At 35.5% G+C, this 18,777-nt stretch carries 15 protein-coding genes and 1 riboswitch; of the genes, 5 read left to right on the top strand and 10 right to left on the bottom strand.

Annotated features, from left to right (window positions below):
• Positions 1–4: 4 nt before the first annotated feature.
• Together ABJ955_RS08415 and ABJ955_RS08410 are read right to left on the bottom strand one after the other, a co-directional pair.
• A complete protein-coding gene (locus ABJ955_RS08415) occupies positions 5–2,137 on the bottom strand; it encodes an alpha/beta fold hydrolase (RefSeq protein WP_347374143.1) in 2,133 nt (710 codons plus the stop codon).
• Between the two features lie 41 nt (positions 2,138–2,178).
• Entirely contained in the window at positions 2,179–3,474 is a 1,296-nt protein-coding gene (locus ABJ955_RS08410; RefSeq protein WP_347374142.1) for an O-acetylhomoserine aminocarboxypropyltransferase/cysteine synthase family protein, read from the bottom strand.
• A gap of 124 nt (positions 3,475–3,598) precedes the next feature.
• Positions 3,599–3,719, bottom strand: a riboswitch (SAM riboswitch).
• A gap of 242 nt (positions 3,720–3,961) precedes the next feature.
• On the opposite strand from ABJ955_RS08410, the gene metK reads away from it, so the two are divergent.
• On the top strand, positions 3,962–5,215 hold the full coding sequence (gene metK, locus ABJ955_RS08405) for a methionine adenosyltransferase (RefSeq protein WP_347374141.1): 1,254 nt from the start codon (positions 3,962–3,964) through the stop codon (positions 5,213–5,215).
• Between the two features lie 76 nt (positions 5,216–5,291).
• Here the strand turns inward: metK and ABJ955_RS08400 are convergent, their stop codons facing one another.
• The 8 genes from ABJ955_RS08400 to alaS form a co-directional block, all read right to left on the bottom strand.
• Positions 5,292–5,942: a response regulator transcription factor gene (locus tag ABJ955_RS08400; RefSeq protein ID WP_347374140.1), complete on the bottom strand. Its 651-nt coding sequence runs from the start codon at positions 5,940–5,942 to the stop codon at positions 5,292–5,294.
• Positions 5,943–6,333: 391 nt separating this feature from the next.
• Positions 6,334–8,295 (bottom strand): tetratricopeptide repeat protein, encoded by a 1,962-nt coding sequence (locus tag ABJ955_RS08395; RefSeq protein WP_347374139.1) that lies wholly within the window; start codon positions 8,293–8,295, stop codon positions 6,334–6,336.
• A gap of 83 nt (positions 8,296–8,378) precedes the next feature.
• Positions 8,379–9,104: a DUF6498-containing protein gene (locus ABJ955_RS08390; protein ID WP_347374138.1), complete on the bottom strand. Its 726-nt coding sequence runs from the start codon at positions 9,102–9,104 to the stop codon at positions 8,379–8,381.
• A 101-nt stretch (positions 9,105–9,205) separates the two neighbouring features.
• Positions 9,206–11,074, bottom strand: a complete 1,869-nt coding sequence (locus tag ABJ955_RS08385; RefSeq protein ID WP_347374137.1) for a PQQ-binding-like beta-propeller repeat protein — start codon at positions 11,072–11,074, stop codon at positions 9,206–9,208.
• Positions 11,075–11,251: 177 nt separating this feature from the next.
• Complete coding sequence (locus ABJ955_RS08380; protein WP_347374136.1) at positions 11,252–11,773, bottom strand: DUF6252 family protein; 522 nt, start codon at positions 11,771–11,773, stop codon at positions 11,252–11,254.
• 53 nt (positions 11,774–11,826) lie between these two features.
• Positions 11,827–12,354 (bottom strand): outer membrane beta-barrel protein, encoded by a 528-nt coding sequence (locus tag ABJ955_RS08375; protein WP_347374135.1) that lies wholly within the window; start codon positions 12,352–12,354, stop codon positions 11,827–11,829.
• A gap of 110 nt (positions 12,355–12,464) precedes the next feature.
• Positions 12,465–13,424 (bottom strand): GSCFA domain-containing protein, encoded by a 960-nt coding sequence (locus tag ABJ955_RS08370; RefSeq protein WP_347374134.1) that lies wholly within the window; start codon positions 13,422–13,424, stop codon positions 12,465–12,467.
• A gap of 59 nt (positions 13,425–13,483) precedes the next feature.
• Positions 13,484–16,096 (bottom strand): alanine--tRNA ligase, encoded by a 2,613-nt coding sequence (gene alaS / locus ABJ955_RS08365; RefSeq protein ID WP_347374133.1) that lies wholly within the window; start codon positions 16,094–16,096, stop codon positions 13,484–13,486.
• A 122-nt stretch (positions 16,097–16,218) separates the two neighbouring features.
• Here alaS and ABJ955_RS08360 point away from each other — a divergent pair, with 122 nt between their 5' ends.
• The 4 genes from ABJ955_RS08360 to ABJ955_RS08345 all read left to right on the top strand — a co-directional run bounded on the left by ABJ955_RS08360 (position 16,219) and on the right by ABJ955_RS08345 (position 18,733).
• On the top strand, positions 16,219–17,196 hold the full coding sequence (locus ABJ955_RS08360) for a M23 family metallopeptidase (protein ID WP_347374132.1): 978 nt from the start codon (positions 16,219–16,221) through the stop codon (positions 17,194–17,196).
• 32 nt (positions 17,197–17,228) lie between these two features.
• Entirely contained in the window at positions 17,229–17,558 is a 330-nt protein-coding gene (locus ABJ955_RS08355) for a MerR family transcriptional regulator (protein WP_347374131.1), read from the top strand.
• 14 nt (positions 17,559–17,572) lie between these two features.
• Positions 17,573–18,178: a LemA family protein gene (locus ABJ955_RS08350; RefSeq protein WP_347374130.1), complete on the top strand. Its 606-nt coding sequence runs from the start codon at positions 17,573–17,575 to the stop codon at positions 18,176–18,178.
• Positions 18,179–18,271: 93 nt separating this feature from the next.
• Positions 18,272–18,733, top strand: a complete 462-nt coding sequence (locus ABJ955_RS08345; RefSeq protein WP_347374129.1) for a TPM domain-containing protein — start codon at positions 18,272–18,274, stop codon at positions 18,731–18,733.
• The last annotated feature ends 44 nt before the right edge of the window (positions 18,734–18,777 follow it).

The raw sequence follows: 18,777 nt of genomic DNA, 5'->3' as shown, positions 1-18,777 counted from the left end.
CGTTTTAGTTTTCTTTATCGCTAATTCTCAAAATATCACCAAAAACGCCACGTGCTGTAACTGCTGCCCCCGCTCCTGCGCCTTGTATAACTATTGGATTATCACCGTAACTTTCGGTATAAATTTCAAAAATGGAATCGCTCCCCTTTAGTGCTCCCAGCATACTGTTTTTTTGGACAGATGCTAAATTAACCGTTAAAATTGCTCCTGTCTCTTTTGATAGATCGCCGTGCAAATCTGCTACATATCTAAAAACAGAATCGGTAGGTTGATTTTTCTTTTTAATTTGAAATGGAACATCTAGTTCTTTCAAGCGCTCCAAAAACTCGGTTTTTGAAACATTTCGTAAATCTTTTGGAATCAAATTTTGAATGGAAATATCTGAAAATTCATTGTGTAAATCCAATTCACGAGCCAAGATAAGTAATTTTCGTCCGACGTCATTTCCACAAAGATCCTCCCGGGGGTCTGGCTCGGTAAAACCCTTATCGATAGCGGAATGTAACACAGAACTGAATGACCTATCTTCTTCCGAAAAAGTGTTAAAAATATAACTCAGTGAACCTGAAAACACACCGCGAATTCGCGTAATATTTTCTCCAGAAAGATGTAAAAGCTTAATGGTATCTATAAGCGGAAGCCCTGCTCCCACATTCGTTTCATACAAATATGCTCGCTTTTTTGAAGTCAGTTTTTCTCGAAGATTTTGATAAAAACCTAAATCTAATGTATTTGCAATCTTATTTGACGACACCAAATGAAACCCATTTTCAACAAATGTGGTATAATTCTGCACAAAGTCAGAATCTGCTGTGTTATCAACCAAAATTAGATTTTGAAGGTTATTGGTTTTCGCAAAAGCAATAACATCCTGTGGGTTGTATTTTTCACCAGTTTTAGCTTTTTCTTCTAACCAGTTTTCACCCAATCCATTTTGCTGAAGTAATACTGTTTTAGAATTAGCAATTGCAAAAATATTTAGCACCAAATCTCTTCTACGAGAAATTTCATCTTTAGTCGAAATTATCTGATTGACTAAATGACTTCCCACATTTCCGTGACCAAAAATTGCAATGTTTACTTTCTTTTTTTTTATATTGTTTAGGTCAATTCGGTTCAAAACCGGATTATCCAGTACTTGCGTGCTCATAGTTTTTTTCTTTGTTGTTTTTTCTGAATTAAATATTGGGTTCAGAATTCCCGCCAATTGTTCGTATTCTATTAAAAATGCATCGTGGCCATGAATGGAGTTTATTTCAGCAATATGCACATTGTTTTTTATCGGCTTTAGAGCAAAATAGGTCTCTTTTATTTCTTCATTTAAATAAAATCCATCGCTATCTATTCCTACCAAATGAATGTTTCCTTCAATTCTTGAAGCCAAAGTATTAAAATTAGCTTCATTCGTTTCAATGTTTGCAGTAGTTAACAAGTGATTCATTAATTTATATGCTTGCAATTGAAAACGTTTTTCCAAAGTTGCACCGTGATAAAGCAACCAACTTTCTACACTAAATATATCTTCATCTGTTTTAAAATCTCTATTGAATTTCTGTTTAAAAGACTGCGGGGTTCTATAAAAAGTCATTGCATGAACACGAGCATCGTAAACAGGTTTTTCGGAATTGTTTAAAATTTGTGTTTGCACCCTGCATTGTGCAATTAACCAATCTGTAGCTTTCCAATCGGTGGCGATAGGAATTAAATTTTGAAATAAATTAGGTTTCAAAACTGCCATTTGCCAAAGAATACTTCCACCTAAAGAACCTCCAATTGCTGCAAAAACGGACGGTATTTTAAGTTGCTCCAATCCACTTAAAAACCACTGGGCAACATCGTATACAGTGACATCTTCATAATTATCAAGTAAAAAACCATCAAAACCATTGCCGGGAATATTGAAGGTAAGTATGGTATATTGACTACTATCGATACACTTTTTAGCACCAATCAAATCTTTCCACCAACCTTTTTCCCCACAAACATTACTGTTTCCAGTAAGTGCATGAGTTACCAATACCACTGGAGCAGTGCCCAATTCTTTCCCAAAAACCTGATAAGTTAATGGTAATTTTTTTAAAAGAAATCCGCTTTGGGTTTGATAATTAGTAATAGTAAGTCTAGAAATAGCTGACATTTGTTTGGATGGTTTTCTACGTGACAATTAAATTTCTGGCCCTAAACCAATTGTTTTTTAAAAACGGTTTCGAAAGCTTGTTCCAAATCTGCAGTTAAATCCTCAAGGTTTTCCAAGCCAACAGAAAGTCGGATTAAATCGGCACTTACACCCGAAGCAGCTTGATCTGTCTCACTCAATTGTTGATGAGTAGTACTTGCTGGATGGATTATAAGCGATTTAGTATCTCCAATATTTGCCAAAAGCGAAAATAGTTTTACATTATCAACCACTTTCTTAGCAGTTTCAAAACCTCCTTTTACCCCGAAGGTAACCAAGCCACTTTGTCCTTGGGGAAGGTACTTTTGTGCAAGGTCAAAATATGGATTATCTGCTAAACCAGGATAATTAACCCAAGCCACTTCTTCGCGACTTTGTAGCCATTTTGCAAATTGAAGTGCGTTTTCGCTGTGTTTTTTAAGTCGAATTTCTAAAGTTTCCAAACCTTGGATAATTTGAAATGCACTAAACGGGCTCAATGCCGCGCCGAAATCACGAAGGCCTTCGAGACGTACTTTCGCAATAAAAGCAGCTTCTTTTAAAGCTTCAGAATAAACTAAACCATGGTATCCAGCAGAGGGTTCTGTAAATTCGGGGAACTTTCCGGTTGTCCAATCAAAATTACCAGCGTCAATTATTACCCCGCCAAGCGTTGTCCCATTTCCATTTATGTATTTGGTAAGGGAATGGATTACAATATTTGCCCCATACGCTATTGGGTTTAACAATGCAGGGGAAGCAACTGTATTATCTACGATAAGTGGTATTTTATTGGTTTTGGCTTGTGTTGCTATTGCTTCAATATCTAACACATCTAATTTTGGGTTTCCCAGTGATTCAATAAAAATTGCGCGGGTATTTTCTTTCACGGCTTTACCAAAATTTTCGGGATTTGAAGCATCCACAAACGTAGTTGTAATTCCCAAACGCGGTAAAGTAACATTCAATAAATTAAAAGTGCCGCCATACAAACTACTAGATGCAATAATGTGGTCGCCAGCACGAAGTAGTGTTAGCAATGCAGTTGAAATGGCAGATGCCCCCGATGCGGTTGTTACGGCACCTATACCACCTTCTACAGCTGCCAACCTTTGTTCTAAAATATCGCAAGTTGGATTGTTAAGTCGGGAATAGATAAACCCAGGTTCAGATAAGTTAAATAAGTTTGCAGCATGGTCGCTGTTTTTAAATACGTAACTTGAAGTTTGGTAAATTGGCACCGCTCTCGTGCCTCCGTTAGCGGTTACATCGTGTCCTGCATGCAACAAGTTTGTTGCGAATTTGTTTTGTGTACTCATTTTTCTAATTTTTTGAGTTAATAAAAAGATTAAACCAAAAGTCAATTCCGAACTTAAATCGGAACAATAGAAAAATGTTAAAAAGAAATAAATGAAAAGCAATCTCAGATGTGAAATTGTCTTGTCGTTATCTATCATCAATTTTTGAAATTTTCAAAAAAAGTGTAGAATGTAGCACCTTCATTCCGGAGAAAGGGTTGCTAAGGCGTCATAGGGTCTAATCCCTCGGCCTTTCTTGATAACATTTCAATAAAGTTTTGAACTTTGTGAGCGCAAATATAGCGTCAGAAATTTTTAATAACCAAATATTTTCCCAAAAATCTTTAAATAAAATTGCGGTTCATTTAATTTTTTTACTTTTGCCCAAGACAATTTAAGAGGAAAGATTTGACTGATTGCAACCTCCATAAAAAATGCTAAAGGCAGTTAAAACCTACCTTAGGCGCTCTCGTCAAATCTTCGGATATTTATATTTTAAAACCATTTTATGGCCTATTTATTTACTTCAGAAAGTGTTTCTGAAGGACACCCAGATAAAGTTGCGGATCAAATTAGCGACGCACTTTTAGATAATTTCTTAGCTTTTGACCCCGAAAGTAAAGTAGCATGTGAAACTTTAGTGACCACAGGGCAAGTGGTTTTGGCAGGCGAAGTAAAAAGCAATACCTACCTTGATGTGCAAACCATTGCTCGCGATGTAATTAATAAAATTGGATATACAAAAGGCGCTTATAAATTTAGCGGTGATTCGTGTGGCGTTATTTCTTTAATTCACGAACAATCACAGGATATAAACCAAGGTGTAGATCGGGAAAACAAAGAAGAACAAGGTGCGGGAGACCAAGGAATGATGTTTGGTTACGCAACAAACGAAACTGAAAATTACATGCCATTGGCATTAGATATTTCGCATAAAATTTTAATTGAATTGGCGGCACTTCGAAGAGAAGAAACCGAGATTAAATATCTGCGTCCAGACTCAAAAAGCCAAGTTACAATTGAGTATAGTGACGATAATGTTCCTCAGAAAATTGTTGCAATTGTAGTGTCTACACAGCACGACGAGTTTGATGCTGATGAACCGATGCTAAAAAAAATCAAAAAAGATATTGTTGAAATTTTAATTCCGAGAGTAATAAAACAACTTCCTGAATATGTTCAGCAGTTATTTAATGACGATATTGTTTATCATATAAATCCAACTGGAAAATTTGTAATCGGTGGCCCTCACGGAGATACTGGCCTTACAGGAAGAAAAATAATTGTTGACACTTATGGTGGGAAAGGTGCACATGGTGGGGGTGCTTTTAGCGGAAAAGATCCAAGTAAAGTGGATAGAAGTGCTGCTTACGCTTCCAGACATATCGCCAAAAATTTAGTTGCAGCAGGGATTGCAGATGAAGTTTTAGTGCAAGTTTCGTATGCAATTGGAGTGGTAGAACCAACTTCAATTTTGGTAAATACTTACAATTCATCAAAGGTGAAGCTTTCTGATGGAGATATAGCAAAAAAAGTAGCAACAATCTTTAATATGCGACCAGCTGCTATTGAAAGTAGATTAAAATTACGCAACCCTATATATTCCGAAACTGCTGCATACGGGCATATGGGGCGTAAGCCAGAGCTGGTTTCAAAAATATTTGAAAGCCCTTACAACGGTAGAATTGAAAAAGAAGTAGAGCTTTTTACATGGGAAAAACTGGACTACGTTGACCAAGTGAAAGAAGCTTTCGGTATCTAATATATATATTAAAATTACGGTTGCTCGAATATTTCAATATTACCTATTTGTGCAACCGTAATGTATAACAATCGCTTCAAATTATATTGTGATTCCTAGCTTTTTGAACTGCTTCAATTTTACTGTGAACTTGTAGTTTTTTATAAATATTTTCAATGTGTTTTCGAACGGTGCTAGGCGAAAGAAAAAGGTGGTTTGCAATAACAGTATAGCTTAAACCTTTGCTTAAATGCTCTAAAACCTCAACTTCGCGTGTAGAAAGCGATATTTCTTCTTTATCTTTAAGATTCTCAATATCGATAGGATTTCGCAGTAATTTTAATGTTTTCATCGCGATGGAAGGATTCATTGCGGCACCACCATTAATTGTTTCTTGAATACCATCATACAAATCTTTAGGATTTATTTCTTTTAACAAATAACCATCTGCACCCGCTTTTATAGCATTAAATATATGCTCATCATTATCAAAAGCAGTGAGCATTATTATTTTAATATGTGGGTATTTTTGCTTTACTATTTGGGTCGTTTCAATTCCATTGAGTACAGGCATTTCTATATCCATTAAAATTAAATCGAGGTTGTGGTTTTCTTCAAGTTTTGTAAGAAGTTCTCCGCCGTTTATTGCTGTGTGTTTTATGACAATGGCATCAAAAAAAGAAAGTTTTTCTTTTATGGCATGGATAAGAAAAGTGTTATCGTCAACAATCGCAATTTTAATCTCCATTGGGCTTGTAGGTTATTATAAAGATATTAAACTATTTCGTTTCCTATATTAAAAAAAAGCTATCTAGTACAAAACCTTTTCGGATTAGTATAAAAAGATCTCTTTTTGTGCTTTCAAAGATTCGCTTAAATTATGCTTTAAAAAATTGTATTTATTAAGATTCGAATCTCGAAATTTTATTTGATTTTGGTTACTAGAAATAGCATTCTCTATACTAGAAACATACTGCAAATGAATTCTGGTTAACTGCTTATTTTTAAAATGGTGCCACAAAAACAATCCAATTAGTATAAGTAGAAATATTATTAAGGCTTGAATACACACGATATAAAGTAGATTTTGAAACTTAAAAATACAAGACTTTATGCTGAAAACAAATAAGGCAAATGCCCTATTTAAAAGACAACAGTAGCGTCGTTCCTTTTTCTTCTTCTGAAGTAATTTTTACATTTCCCCCTAAATCTTTCGCACGTTTTTGAATATTTGCAAGACCATTTCCTGATTTTGAATTTTTTAAATCAAACCCTTTTCCGTTATCAAAAATTAAAACCTCAACTAAAGCATCTTCCCTTTTTTTAATTGCTACTTTTATCAGGGAAGCTTCTGCATATTTCAAAGAATTGTTCACTGCTTCCTGAATAATTCGATACATATTCATTCCTTGCATGGACGTAAAATTAGTTTCTTTTAATATATTTTCAGCCACATCAAAATGAAATTCAACATCACTAGAAACTTTTGCTTTTTCAATAAAATTTGATATTCGCGCTTGAAGATCTTCCACAGAGATATCATTTTTATTCATTGCCCAAATTGTGTCTCTAAGTTCATAAATTGTTTGTGATGTAAACTCGCTAATTTTTCCTAATTTATCTGTAACCGATGTTGCAGCACCGTTTAACCCAAATTTTAAATTGTCTATTGAAGAAATAATAAAAGTAAGTTGAGAGCCGATATTGTCATGCAGATCTCGTGAAATTCGCAGCCGTTGTTCCTGAAGTTGGTTTTGGGTTTCAATTTTTGCGAGCGCTGCTTTTAATTCGCCCTCCTTTAATAATTGATTGTTTTTAAGCTTTTGCTGTTTATATACTAAAAAGCCAAGAATGCCTAGGAAAACTGCTACCGCAAGTGTTCCGAAAATAAGACTGTTTTTTTGCTCAACCTCCAATTCTCTTTGAACTAGATTGGCACGCGCTTCTGCCAAATCTTTTTCTTTTGCTGCAACTTTAAATTTGGTTTCAAGAGCAGCAATTGCAGTTGCATTTTCAGAAGAAAAAATCTCTTCTTTTGCGTTTATCGCTTTTTTTATAAATGCTAAACCTTCTTTTGAATTACCCGTTCGAAAATAAGTTTCAGAAGCATTCTGAAAAAAATCAACAGCCGAATTTTTTATGTCTGGAAATTCTTGCAAGAAATTAGTTCCTGATGTTACGTATTTTAATGCCGCTGTCAGGTTTTCAGTGGTGTTGTAAGCATCAATCAAATGTGAAATAGCAACTAAATTTGATCGCCTGTCAATATTATGTTTGTTTCTACCTTCACGTAATTCTTCCAACAACGGTATTGCTTTTAAGGGCTGATTTTGTTCAATATATATTGTGCTCAAACCACTTAGTGCATCGTAGTATTTGCCCATTTCATTTTCTGCTTTGGCCATTTTTATGGCTTTCATGAACGTTTCTTCAGATTTGGAATACTTCCCCTGAGCACCAAGAACTACAGCAATGTTTGATAATGAAGTGGCGATTTCACTTTTCTGATGGTATTTTTCTCTTACTGCAAGTGCTTTTTCATGATACTCTAAGGATTTATCATATTGCCCCATTTCTTGGTATATTAAACCAATATTGTTGAAATAAATACCATTTCCTGAATCCTTAGCGTTATTTTTATTCATTTCAAGCGCTTGGAAAAAATAATTTAAGGCATCTTGATAGTTTCCTTTATTCCAATGGAACATACCAAGGTTGTTAATTATCATTACCGTAATAATTCCATAGTCATGCTTTTTGCTAATGCTTAATGCCTTTTCAAAATAATATTTAGCAGAGTCTGACTGACCGGAAACATCATAGTAAATCCCGTAGGTATTAATTAATTCTGCTTCAGAAAAAGGAATTTTTTTCTTTTCCGCTTGATTAATTCCTTTTAACAAAAGTGCTTTTGCTCTTTCGGGTTCATTAAATATGTAATAGAAACTTACTTTATTGTAAATTCTCAGCTTCACTGAATCGTTTGAAGTTTCAGCATGCTGCATTAAGCTATCCATTTTTTTTGATGTGGATTGTCCGATTACAGAAAATGAGCAACAAAGTGCAAAAAGGAAAACAGAAATTTGTACGATTTTAAACATTGCTTAATCAATAATTTAGGTGTAGTAAGGTATTAAAATGAAATGACATAGTTTCAAAAATTGAATACTTGACATACTAATTGTTATTCAGAAAACTCTTGGTATTTTTTCTTAAGTTCTAAATAATGGTCGTAGCTATTAGAATATTTCTTCATAGTTTCATCAAAAACAGGGGAATCTTTCTTTATGGAAACAATCAATAAATCTACAGGCAGTCGTAACAATATAAGAAGCAAGGCTGCGGCATATCCTGCTGAAAAAAGAATAAAGAAAAACCCAGAAAAAAGTACAACAAACTGCTGAATGAAAATGCGCACATAAGGTTTAAAGAAAATTTCAGCGGCAGTATAGTCGTGATATTTTTTATTCGTTAAAAAGTTGTTATAAAAATAGGTGAGATTTGAAAAAAACAGGGAAGCCAAAATAATACCCATTCCTTTTTCATTTAGCAAAACCCAATAGTTGTTTATTAAATTAAACCCACTATCAATGCCGGGAATGGATGATTCAAAAAAGCTAAAAGCAAAAATGGACTGCACGGCAACAAACATTCCATAATGGAATATAAAAAAGCCAATCATTCCAAAACCTGAAGGTAATTTACCATCTTTCTCAGTAGGTTTTCCTTTGGTTATAACAAGCCAAAGTTTAATAATATGAAAAAAACCAATTAGTATTGTTTCAAAAAAATATGCGAACACAACTGCCAACGGTGCTACATAATTAAAAACCACTAATACTAGCAGGAAAACACTATTTACCCAGATATAAAAATTTTTTGAATTTGGGAAAAAGACTTTTTTCAACATATTTTTTAATTAATAATAAACCCCATTTTTAAAGATGGGGTTTATTTGATTTGTAATTGCTCCTCCACCAATTACAATTTAAAAATAATTTGGTTAGTTACTTACTTTTTAAGGTCGTATGCAAATATTGAATTGTTAGCTGCTTTATAATATAGTATTCCTCCTATTTCATCGACAATGTATTCTGGCTGTTTATCTTTAAGCACAATTTCTTTTTCTTTTTCACCAGTGTCTTTGCTTAATTTAACAAGTCCAACGCCGTCATCAAGCTTGGTTAGTATAAATTGATTGTTTTTTGTAGCGGCAGTTGCTTTAAAACGTTTTAGCATTTCTGCTACCGAAGCTCCACTGGCAGCAGCCATCCCTCCTGCTAACTCTGCATCACGTTCAGACTGCTCATCATACCCAGCCAATTTGTTTTGCATAGAAGAGTTGGCAGCTGCCATTGCCGTTGCAGCGGTTGCAACTGCAGCAACTCCAGCAATAATTGCTCCCATTGCACTTTTTCCTGGGGCACGGTAATATTCTTGCCATTTTTTTGAACCTTCCCAATCCATTAAAAGCATATTTTGATCACTTGTTAGTAAGATTCCGCCGTCTCTTATTTCTACATGTGACGGGGCTTCTTTCCCATCAAATTTGGATTCTGCCAAGGTGCTTACTTCTCCAGAATTTGCGTCTACGGCAAATAAAATATCGTCAGTACTTATTAAATAACGGTTGTTTTTTTTGTCCATAGTAGAGCTTACCGCTGCTGCTCTTTTATATTTTAATGGTTTTTTCCAGACTGCTTCTCCTGTATTTAAGTTTACAATATTAGCATCTTCAGAAGTAATATAAATTAAGCCTTGTGGCGTGTGTGCCATCGTTAAAATATTTTCTCCCGTTTTTAGTGGTTTTTTGAATAAGGTATTTCCATCAAAAGAAATTTTATTAATTCCCCCTTGATAAATTCCGAAAAGGATACCATCCTCCATCACGTAAAAATGCTGCACATACCCTTTTGTTTTTGGAGCTTTATCCCATAAATCTTCTCCATTTGAAGCATTTAAAAAAGCGATATTAGATTCATTTTTGCTTGCAAAAACACTATCGTTTCCGCCATCACTCGTATTGCTTACCACTGCAATTCCGTTGGGAAGAATCTCAAAATTAACTACTTGACCTTTTACCTTATGATCATCTTTCCAGAGTTCAGCGCCATTAACACCTACTTTGTGAATGCGTGTGTTTTTACCTTGGTTTACACCTTCAAAAGCATATATTTCTTTTTCCGAAGCATCTGCAACCATCCAGTTTATATTTTTCATATCGTTCTCCCAAAGTGTTTCGCCTGTCTGTGCCTTTTTGGCTACTAATCCTTTGGTTGTAGGCACGATTAAATAGTCTTTTAAAAGCAATACAGACCCACAAGGTTGCATTCCTGCGCCTACGGTTACCTTTCCTGGGTCCCCTAAATTAAAACGATAGTCTTCCGTACCTGTGTTAAGATCATACACGGCAACAGCAGTTGCATATTTTTCATTTGCCCTACGTTGACCAGTAACCACCAGCTTGTTTTGTGGCATTTTTACCTCACAACTATATGCTATTTTCCAGCCATTGGTTTCAGTATTGAATAATACTTTACCCGAAATATAATCTATAACTGTTTTTTTGGCAGTTAAATTTGCAAAACCTCCCTGTGCAACAATAACATAAGGGGCGTTCGGCACAAAGGTAAGTTCTTCGGGTTTTACCCTGCCGTATTCTGTGAAATTAAACAACAGTTGATTGCTACCCGGTTTGATCCCCACAAGCCCGTTATTGGTAGCAACCACCATTGTTCCTCCCTGTGTTAATGACATTTCATTTATTTTTGCTCCTGTGTCATATCTAAAATCTGGCTGCTCCGCTTTTTGAGAAAACACTGGATTTTCTACAATAAACATACAGCATAGTAATGCGTAAAAAAGGATTGAAGTTTTCATTGTCGTGGTTTTATAAGTTGTTAATCAAAGATGGGGAGAGAAAAAAGTGAAATCAATAAGGCAGTTGACGTATTTTTATAGTGTTGAATTTTTTGAACTAAAAAAACCGGAAACAAAACATGCGTTTCATTCCCGGTCCACGTAAAAACCTCAACATTGAGATTCTCTTTTATGTGTTTATTTAAAATTTACATCAAACGTACCTTCCGTAATGTCTTTAAAACTTCCATCCGCATTTTTTCCGCGAAATTTAAAAGTTCCTTTAATATTTGTTGAGGTAACTTCAGAAACTTTAATTTCACCTGCTACACTTTCATCATAAGGTGCAACCCACATTTGCGCATCCATAGGGTTTGCAACATCAACTTCTGTATAACTCGCATTGCCAAATACATTGGCACCTCCGCCAATATTATATGTGCCAACACCATCAAAGCCAGCAATTATAGAAAGGGACATGTTTTTTCCATTCATTGTATTTGCTGTAATTGTAACCGCACTAATTCCATTTGCGTCTATACGTGTTGCAGTAGTTAGAGAAGGTTCTGAACTATAATTTGCTCCAGATACTTTTGCTTGTACAGTTCCAGAAACAGAACCGCTTCCGCCATCCCCGCCATCATCGTCCTTTTTACAAGATGTTAAGCTCACAGCAACAACTGCCATTAATACTAAAATTGTTTTTTTAAATGTTTTCATACTGTTTTGGTTTTTATAGTTTCGCTAAATGCGAAAACGTGGTTGTTTATTGATTAAAATTTAAAGGTTACCCCAGCTTTTAGCAATGCTATTCCGTAGCCTAATTCAGCGTTTATACCAATACTTTCAGAAACCCAATAGCGCGCACCAACTTGAGCCCCATAAAGTAAACCGGACGCTTCTGAAGAAAAATTAAATCCATTTCCTCCGCCAACGGTTTCTGAAGAAATGCTCACATAGCCTAACTTCGCGCCTGCATAAACATCAAAAGTAGCTTCGTTTACAAAATGATAGTTTCCTACAGCTCCAAATAATAAATATGTATAATCGAAACCAAAACCTCCACTTCTAAATTCAGCCCCTGCATATCCCGCAAAAGCACCAGCAGTAATCTTTTCGCTCAATGCATACTCTCCGTTAATCTCAATAGGTGGCAGCGACGATTTATAACCTGAACCTGAGTAAAAAGTAGGGCTTAGCCCGACTCCCAAAGTTACCATCACATCTCCTTCAGCTATTTGTGCTTGAGAAAGCTGGAAAAAACCTAGTGCAATTAGCACAACTAATATTCTTTTTTTCATATTTAAAATTTGTTATGGTTAATATTCCACAAAGTTGGAACACCTAGCCAAATTTTGAAATAGGGCAATTGACGTATTATTTTTAAAATTAGTTGTTTAGAGAAAAAGCACTAAAACTGTAGGTGTGGAAGCCGTTGTTGAAGCAAAGCTATTTTTTGCTGAAGTTTCGCGCAAAACTGTAGGTGTTCGTCGCTTTTTGTATTGAAAGGTCTGTGCGCCAAACCCTTCTGAATTATAGCAATTTCCTTTTGAAGTGATCGCGTTTCGGAAGAAATCCAAACTCCTGAAAATTTCTGCCAAATTAGTTCAATCGCAGTGTTATTTGGGTGAAGCATATCTTCCGCATAAAAACGATAATCGCGAAGTTCGTCCATCATCATTTCAAAAGAAGGAAAATAGTTTCGTTGTTGGTTAACAGTAGATTGTTGTGGGATTGTTTTGTGGATTGCAGACAGTAAATGCGCTTTGCTTAGTGAATTTTCTGCAAAACCATCTTTAATATGCCGTACTGGCGAAACGGTATTAATTACAGTAGCCTTCGGATTTACTTGTGAAATTTGATTAAAAATATTCTGAATACTTCTGGAATTTTCTTCAATGGAAAGCAATTCTTTTTTAAAATAATGCTGCGGAAGTTTATGGCAATTAGCTACTATTTTATCATTTTCAAGATGCCGATATACCCACGAAGTACCATAAGTGAAAATAATATGTGTGGCAGAAAAAAGAGATTCTCGTAAGTTTTGAAGTGCCGAATTAAGGTTCACTAAAAGCTGGTTTTTAGCTAAAGTAGAAAGCTCGGAATGCACTTCAAAACACTTCCAAATTCCGTTGTGTTCAAAAATACTTTCTTCAGTAAAAAGCCGCCCTCCAATTGCACGTCTAATTAAATTTTCAATTGAAACTGGATTGAAAATAACCCCAAAGGGATTTTGTAAATTCTGAAATTTATAATAATCTAACTTCGCCCCAATATTTTCCGAAAAACAACTTCCCAACAAAAGTATTTTTGAAGAATAATCTATTTGATTTTCCTCAGGTTTTAGTGGTATTTCGGTTTGAAGTTTCATATTTCAGTATTCAGTGAGCAGTGGCAGTTGGCTGTATAGAATACTGCAACTGCAAACTACTACTTTATAAATTCTTGTGCTTTTTGCAAAGCTTCTTCTATTCCCGCTGGGTTTTTACCGCCTGCAGTTGCGAAGAAAGCTTGTCCGCCACCGCCTCCTTGAATAAATTTCCCCAACTCTCGGATTATTTTTCCAGCATCTAACCCTTTCTCGGTTGCCAATGCTTTTGAAATATAACAGGTTAACAATGCTTTTCCATCATTTTCTGCGCCAAATACCAAAAATAAATTTTCAGTTTCACCGCCAAGTTCAAAAGCTAAATCTTTCATTCCCCCCGCATCAAGATCAATTTTTTTCGCAAGGAAATGTACTCCGTTAATTTCTTCAATCTCTGATTTTAACTCCCCTTTTAAATTTTTGGCCTTGTCTTTCAACAACTGCTGAATTTGCTTTTGAAGACTATTGTTTTCTTCCTGCAAACTTTCTACAGCTTTTACAGGATCTTGTGCATTGTTCAATGCTTTTTGTAGTGACGCAAAAGATTCGCTTCTATCAATAAAATATTGCTTTGCGGCATCACCGGTAATTGCTTCAATCCTTCTAATTCCTGATGCAACAGCACCCTCTGAAGTAATAATAAAATGCCAAATATCATTGGTGTTCGATACATGCGTCCCGCCACACAATTCCATCGATTTTCCAAATTTTATTGCACGAACAGCATCGCCATATTTTTCACCAAAAAGCGCAATCGCGCCTTCGTCAATAGCTTGTTGGTATGGAATATTTCTTTTTTCTTCCAAAGCAATTCCTTCGCGGATTCGAGCATTGACAAAATCTTCAACTTGCTTTAACTCTTCCTCGGTAACTTTTGCAAAATGCGAAAAATCAAAACGTAAATTTCGGCTGTGAACCATACTTCCTTTTTGTGCTACATGCTCGCCCAAAATATTTCGCAGCCCTTGATGCAACAAATGAGTTGCAGTATGGTTTGAAGCAGTCCGGCTGCGTTGTTTTTCATCTACAACAGCTTTAAAAGTAGCTTTAGGGTTTCGAGGAAGATTTTTTGTAAAGTGAATTATTAAATTGTTTTCCTTTTTGGTATCTACAATATAAGTTACACCGCCATCGGCAGCTTCCAAATACCCTTTATCGCCTACTTGACCTCCACCCTCAGGATAAAAAGGGGTAAGATTAAAAACCAGTTGGTACATTTCGCCCTCTTTTTTACTATCTACTTTTCGGTAACGTGTAATTTTTACTTGGGTTTCCAAAGTATCATAACCCACAAATTCCTCTACATCATCTTGTTCTAAAACCACCCAATCGCCCGTTTCTACTTTGGTTGCAGCACGAGAACGATCTTTTTGTTGTTGCAATTCAGTATCGAATTCCTTTTCATCTAAAGAATATCCGCGCTCACGAAGAATCAAGGCTGTTAAATCTATTGGGAAACCAAAAGTATCATATAACTCAAATGCTTTTTTACCTGAAATTTCTTTTGAATCTGCTGTTTCAATAACATTTTCAAGCAACACCAAACCTTGGTCTAATGTTCGTAAAAAAGATTGTTCTTCTTCGCGGATAACGTTTGTAATAAGGTTCTTTTCTGAAATAAGTTCTGGAAAAGCATCGCCCATTTGTGAACTTAAGGTCTCAATCAGTTTGTAAATGAAAGGCTCTTTTTTATCTAAAAATGTAAATCCATAACGAATTGCTCTTCTTAAAATTCTTCGAATAACATAGCCAGCTCCTGTATTGCTTGGCAATTGTCCATCAGCAATTGAAAAAGCTACCGCACGAACGTGATCTGCAATTACACGGGTCGCAATGTCTTTTTTCTCGTCTTTTCCGTAGGTAGTATTGGTAATTGTTCCAATTTCACGAAGTAGTGGCGTAAAAACATCCGTATCATAATTACTCTGTTTATGCTGAAGAACCATGCACAAACGCTCAAAACCCATTCCGGTATCTACGTGCTGTGCAGGTAATTTTTCTAGGCTTCCATTCGCTTTTCGGTTGAATTGCATAAAAACCAAATTCCAGATTTCAACTACTTGGGGATGGTCGTTATTCACTAAATCTTTTCCAGGAATTTTAGCTTTTTCTTCTGCAGAACGAATGTCTACGTGGATTTCGCTACACGGACCACAAGGCCCTTGATCGCCCATTTCCCAGAAATTATCTTTTTTATTGCCATTTAAAATTCGATCTTCGGGAACAAATTGCTTCCAAAGATCGAACGCTTCTGTATCGCGCTCCAAGCCTTCACTTTCATCTCCTTCAAAAATTGTAACATACAAGATGTCTTTATCAATTTTTAAAACTTCGGTTAAAAGCTCCCACGACCATTCAATAGCTTCTTTTTTAAAATAATCGCCGAAGCTCCAATTTCCAAGCATTTCAAACATTGTATGGTGGTAGGTATCCATACCTACCTCTTCCAAATCATTGTGTTTTCCACTTACGCGAAGACATTTCTGTGTATCGGCAAGTCGATTGCTTTTTGGCTTTCCATTGCCTAAAAAATATTCCTTAAACGGGGCCATCCCACTGTTTATGAACATTAATGTAGGGTCGTTTTTTACAACCATTGGGGCAGATGGGACAATGGTGTGTTGTTTCGACTTAAAAAATTCTAAAAATTGGGAGCGTATTTCTTTGGACTTCATTGTTATAAGATTATGCTAAAATTAAGAGTTGGGCGCAGTGATAAACAATTTCTATATTTGTAAAAACGTTACCTTTAATTCGCGCCAACAAGCAACGCGCAAAAATAGCAAATTTTTAATGCATGTCTAAGGTTAAATATTATTACGATAGCGAAACGCTTTCCTATCGAAAAATAGAGAAGAAAAAAGGAAGAAAACTCAAGATTTTTATCTTAAGTTTTTTGGGAATGTTTTTAAGCGGTTTCTTGCTGTTTTTAATATATATAAACCTACCTTCGGTTCAAACCCCAAAAGAATTGTCGTTACAGCGCGAGCTAAACAATATGGAACTTCAATTTGAGCTATTAAACAAAAAAATACAACATGCACAAGAAGTGCTTTCTGAAGTAGAGGACCGCGACAATAACCTATACCGTGTATATTTTGAAGCAAATCCCATCCCTGAAGAACAACGAAAAGCAGGTTTTGGAGGGATAAATCGCTACAAGGATTTGGAAGGGTTTGATAATTCAAAATTGATTATAAATACAACTCGCAATCTAGATGTTTTAACAAAGCAGATTGTTATTCAATCAAAATCATTAGACGAAATAGCGAAGCTTGCTGAGAAAAAAGAAAAGCTTTTAGCAGCAATTCCAGCAATACAGCCTGTTAAAAATGAGGATTTAACACGTATGGCTTCCGGATACGGGTACCGAACTGACCCCTTTACAAAAGCACGTAAGTTTCACTTCGGGATGGATTTTACGGCTCCTAGAGGAACGCCTGTGTATGCCACCGGAGACGGTAAAGTTACCAGAGCCGATAATACAGCTTCAGGATATGGAAAACATGTTGTAATAGATCACGGCTATGGGTACGAGAGCCTTTATGCACATTTATATAAGTATAATGTGCGTCCTGGGCAAAAAGTGCAACGTGGCGACATTATCGGTTTTGTAGGAAGCACCGGAAGAAGTGAAGCACCTCACTGTCATTATGAAGTTTTTAAAGACAATGAGCGTATCAATCCGATAAATTTCTATTACGGAAGCCTTACTGCGGAAGAATTTTCAGAAATTCTTCAAAAATCGCAACAAGAAAACCAATCGCTGGATTAAATAAATTTTGATACTAAAATACAACCACAATAATGCACATAAACTTACCTGAAAAACTATACTATAGTATTGGCGAAGTAGCTGATGCTTTTGACGTTAACACGTCACTGATTAGATTTTGGGAAAAAGAATTTGATGTATTAAAACCAAAAAAAAACGCCAAAGGCAATAGAAAATTTACCCCACAAGACATTAAAAACCTAGAACTTATCTATCATTTGGTGAAAGAACGTGGATTTACACTGGAAGGCGCTAAAGTTCACCTAAAAGAAAACAAACAAAAAACCTTAAACCAATTTGAGATTATTCGTAAATTGGAAACTGTAAAAGCAGAACTAATAAAAATTAAAGAACAACTCTAAAAATCAACCTCATCATGAAAAAATGGTTACCCATAATTATTATTTTAGGCATCATCTTGCTAATTGGTGCTTATTTAGCAAAAGTGAACAACAAACTTGTGGTTCTGGACGAAAAAGCAACTGCGCAATGGGCAAATGTTGAAAGTTCATATCAACGGCGTGCAGATCTTATTCCAAATATTGTTAGCACCGCAAAAGGCTATGCAGAGTTTGAACAAGAAACCTTAATTCAAGTTACGGAGGCAAGAAGTAAAGCAACCTCAATAAATATTGATCCCTCAAATATTACTCCTGAGCAGCTTGCGCAATTCCAACAAGCACAGGCAGGTGTTACTTCTGCCCTTTCACGTTTGTTAGCCGTTTTTGAACGCTATCCAGACTTAAAAGCGAATGAAAATTTCAAGGAGTTAATAAATGAATTAGAGCGCACCGAAAATCGTATAAATGTGGAGCGAAACAGGTTTAATGAAGAAGCTAGATTATTCAATACAGAGATTAATCAGTTTCCAACTAAATTTATTGCAGGAATTATAGGCTTTCATGAAAAAGCATATTTTAAAGCAGATGAAGGCAGTGAAAATGCTCCAAAAGTGGATTTCGACTTCGGAAAAGACAAGTAATAAAAACATATTTTACAACTTTAGTTAGCAATGTTTTTAACCGAATTCATTGCTAACTAAATTTTTTTAAAATTTTAAAACACTCAATTAAACATGTCTAAAGTTGAAGATTTTCTTACTTCGGAAGAAGAAAAAGCAATTATTGAAGCCATCCGTATCGCTGAAAAAAATACTTCAGGTGAAATACGTGTACATTTAGAGCCAACTTCAATTTCCGCTGAAGAACCCAAGGAACATATCGATGCTTTTGACCGTGCTGCTGAAGTTTTTGATATGCTTAATATGGATAACACCAAAGAAAGTAATGGGGTGCTAATCTATGTTGCCGTAGATGACCGCACCCTGGTTATTATGGGCGACAAAGGTATTAACGACATTGTGGGACAGAATTTTTGGGAAAGTACTAAGGATATAATCATTAGTCATTTTAAAAACGGAGCTATAAAACAAGGCCTTGTTGAAGGCATTCTTAAAGCAGGAGAACAGTTAAAAAAACATTTTCCCTATCAAAAAGACGACAAAAACGAATTGCCAGACGAAATTTCAGTGGGATAATTAACGGCAAACAATGCTTCGCAGAGCAAGTTAAATACTAAGTA

It is taken from the genome of Aequorivita sp. Q41 (assembly GCF_039831855.1).
In the GTDB taxonomy this organism is placed as follows: Bacteria; Bacteroidota; Bacteroidia; order Flavobacteriales; family Flavobacteriaceae; genus Aequorivita.
The sequence above is the reverse complement of the archived record's forward strand: the minus strand, read 5'-3'. Positions and strand labels throughout refer to the sequence as shown.